We start from the raw sequence: 3,482 nt of genomic DNA, 5'->3' as shown, positions 1-3,482 counted from the left end.
AGGCGCTACAAACCGGGCATGCCTCCGCGTAGTGGCTCCCCCCCCTCCCCCCCCCCCCCCCCCCCCCCCCCCCGCCACCGGTCGTCCGCGGGCCGTCAGGTGCCCGACGACGCTCTCAGCCCCGGGCGGTGAGCTTGTCGTCGAAGAACGGCACGGCCTCCCGGACGGCCCGCTCGACGTACTCGGGCACGTCGTAGAAGTCCATGTGGGTGCCGCCCTCGACGAGGACGAGCCGCTTCGGGCCGCGGACCCGGCCGTGCAGTTCGGTGGTGTGCCAGAGCGAGCCGGCGTCGCTGCCCGCCACCATCAGGACCGGCTGGGTGAGCAGGTCCTCGACCAGGTGGAACGCGTCCCAGGCGAGGATCCGCGGAATGCTCGAACCCAGCAGGTACCGGTTCTCGGCGTTCGGGTGCTGGGCGCGCGGGGTGAGGTAGTAGTCGTGGGCCCGGACGAGGTCGTACGGGGTGTCCGCGTCGGGCTCGGCGGGGACGTACGGGGCGAAGGCGGGCTCGCAGCCGGTGGTCGCCTCGGCCCGCCGGGCCGAGGAGGCCGCGTCGCGGACCGGCAGGGCCGCCGAGTCGTGCTCCAGGCCGGACCAGCCCTTGCGCCAGGCGCTGCCGATGTTGACCGCGCTGACCGTGGCGACGGCCCTGATCCGGGCGTCGGTCATGGTGGCGTTGACGGCGTAGCCGCCACCGGCGCAGACCCCGAGGACACCGACCCGGTCGGCGTCGACGTAGGGCAGGGACTGCACGAAGTCGACGGCGGCGTGGATGTCCTCGACCCGCCGCGACGGGTCCTCCAGGAAGTGCGGCTCACCGCCGCTCGCGCCCTGGTGGGAGGCGTCGTAGGCCAGCGCCACGAAGCCCTGCTCGGCCAGCTTCGCCGCGTACAGGCCGGCGGTCTGCTCCTTCACGCCGCCCCCCGGGTGGACGACGACCACCACCGGGTGGCCGCCCTCGGGGTCGAGGTCCCGGGGGTGGAACAGATTGCCGGCCATGGTGACCGTGCCGTTGGGGAAGGTGACGCTGTCCATGAGCTGCACTCCAGTGGAGGTGGTCCGAAAGCCCCGGAGCTCTCCTCGCTGCACGGGAGCGTCCTGGGGGGTACGTCACTCAGGCTCACACGCCCCCCGGGTGCCCGGAAGGGGAGAGCTTCTGCCCGGGAGGGCGCCATCGGGGGAGGAAACCCTCCCTCCCACGGGACGCGCGGCGGGGTGAGACTGGGGGCATGAGCAGCAACGCGCACCCCGGGGAACTCGGGGCCTTCCTCAAGGCCCGCCGGGCCGAGCTGAGCCCCGAAGCGGTCGGGCTGCCGGAGGGAGCCGGCCGCCGCCGGGTGAGCGGGCTGCGCCGGGAGGAGGTCGCGCAGCTCGCGGCCATCAGCACGGACTACTACACCCGTCTGGAACAGGGCCGGATCCAGGCCTCCGCCGGAGTGCTCGACGCCCTCTTCCGGGTCCTGCGACTGGACGGCGACCAGCGCGACTACCTGCTCACGCTGGCCGGGCGGCCGGCCGCCCGGGCCCCGCGGCGCACCCTGCAGAAGGCCCAGCCGAGGTTGCACCGGCTGCTGGACGACCTGAGGACCCTCCCCGCCGTCATCCTCGGCCGCCGGATGGACATCCTCGCCTGGAACCCGTTGGCGGCCGCCCTGGTCACCGACTTCGCGAAGATCCCGGAGAAGCGGCGCAACTACATCCGGATGGTGTTCACCGACCCGGCCATGCGCGACCTCTACGCCGACTGGGAGAGCGTCGCCCACACCTGCGTGGCCCAGCTGCGGATGGAGGCGGCCCGCGATCCGGACCATCCCAGGCTCACCGCGCTGGTCGGCGAACTGTCCGTCCAGGACGCCGACTTCCGCCGCTGGTGGGCCGCCCACCACGTCGCCCTCCGCGGCGTCGGCACGAAGGTGCTGCACCACCCCGTGGTCGGCGACCTCACCCTCGACTGGGACACCCTCGCCAGCACCACCGACACCGACCAGCAGCTCGTCGTCTGGTCCGCCGAACCCGGCTCGCCGAGCCACGACGCGCTGCGCATCCTGGCCTCCTGGGCCGATGCCCCGGCCGACACCCCGGCGGGCTGACGCGGTCCGGCGGCGCGGCCGACGACCGTCAGCCGGCCGCTGCCGGGCCTCAGCGGCGGGGTGGCGGGTGGTCGGGATCCGGGGGCGTCGGCCCCGGGGTCCGGAGCTCGCTGATCACCGCCCAGGCCACCGACACCGCCGGTACCGCGACCACCGCGCCCAGCACCCCGCCCAGCACGGCGCCGCCCGTCACCGACAGGGCGATCACCACCGGATGGATCCGAACCGACCAGCCCAGCACCAGCGGATGCAGCAGATGGCCCTCGATCTGGCCGATCACCACGATCAGCCCGAGCACCAGCAGGGCCACCACCGGGCCGCGCGCGGCCAGCGCGACCAGTGCGGCGACGGCCAGCGCGATCGGGGAGCCGATCAGCGGGATGAGGGCGGCGACGAACTCCAGGACGACCAGCGGCAGTGCCAGCGGCACCTGCAGCACGGTCAGGGCGATGCCGACCAGGACGGCGTTGGTCGCCGCGACGATCAGGACGCCCCGGGTGTACCCGGCGAAGGTGCGCCACGCGGTGCGGCCCGCCCGACCCCACACGGGCCGGGCGCGGGCGGGCAGCTGGCGCTCTGCCCAGGCCCACATCCGGTCGCCGGAGTGCAGGAAGAACACGGAGCAGAACACCGCGAGGGCGGCCGCGGTGACCAGTTCGACGACCCGGCCGGCGCTGCTGATGGCGGCACTGATCAGCGTCGAGCGGTGGGCGTCCACGAAGTCGCCGAGTTTCGCCCGGAAGTCGGTGACGGCGCCCTGCCGCAGGTGGAAGGGGGCGCCGGAGAGCCAGTCGTCGAGCCGGGCCAGACCGCCGTGCAGCTCGGTGTTCAGCCGGCTCCACTCGCCGGCGACGGTCGTGCCGACCAGTGTCAGGACGCCGGTGACCAGCGCGATCGCCACCAGGAAGGCCAGCAGGACGGCGAGCGGGCGGGGGAGTGCCCGGGCCAGCAGGTCGACGGCGGGCCGCAGCACGGAGGTGATGACCAACGCCAGGAAGACCGCGACGACCGGCAGTTCGAGGCGGGCCAGCAGCATGACGACCAGGTAGGCGGCCACGCCGATCAGCAGCAGCCGCCAGGTGTAGCCGGCGGCCTTCCGCAGGCCCGGCGGGACGCCGTCGCCCTTCGGTGACGGCCGAGCCGGCGGTGTGCGGACCCGGGGCCGCCTGACTCCGGGCGGCCGGGGCCGCCGGGCCGGTCCGCGGGTGTCCATGCGCGAGGGCCGCCTTTCCTGCGGGGGCCTGCCCGTCCGTCGGGTTTCCGCTCCGGAGCAGGCGCCCGGAACCGGGCGGGGGGGAGGGGGGGGGGGGGGGGGGGGGGGGGGGGGGGGGGGGGGGGGGGGGGGGGGGGGTGGTTTGTTCCGGTCCTTTTCCCCCCCTCTCTCCCGCTTT

3 protein-coding genes are annotated in these 3,482 nt (G+C 74.7%); 1 reads left to right on the top strand and 2 read right to left on the bottom strand.

All coding sequences use genetic code 11. The features are described 5' to 3' along the window. Positions 1-115: 115 nt before the first annotated feature. Positions 116-1,036, bottom strand: a complete 921-nt coding sequence (locus tag ACZ4UX_RS32475) for an alpha/beta hydrolase (protein ID WP_465709256.1) — start codon at positions 1,034-1,036, stop codon at positions 116-118. A gap of 194 nt (positions 1,037-1,230) precedes the next feature. Between ACZ4UX_RS32475 and ACZ4UX_RS32470 the strand changes: the two genes are divergently transcribed. Continuing rightward, positions 1,231-2,091, top strand: coding sequence for a helix-turn-helix transcriptional regulator (locus ACZ4UX_RS32470; protein ID WP_465709255.1), 861 nt, complete (start codon positions 1,231-1,233; stop codon positions 2,089-2,091). Positions 2,092-2,140: 49 nt separating this feature from the next. On the opposite strand, the gene ACZ4UX_RS32465 is transcribed toward ACZ4UX_RS32470, so the two are convergent. Next, the gene (locus tag ACZ4UX_RS32465) at positions 2,141-3,304 is read right to left on the bottom strand and encodes an AI-2E family transporter (protein ID WP_465709254.1); all 1,164 of its coding nucleotides are present in this window, start codon (positions 3,302-3,304) and stop codon (positions 2,141-2,143) included. Positions 3,305-3,482: the final 178 nt, after the last annotated feature.

Source organism: Kitasatospora sp. NPDC028961 (assembly GCF_055564815.1).
Note: the sequence above shows the minus strand (reverse complement) of the source record. Positions and strands in the feature narration are given on the sequence as shown.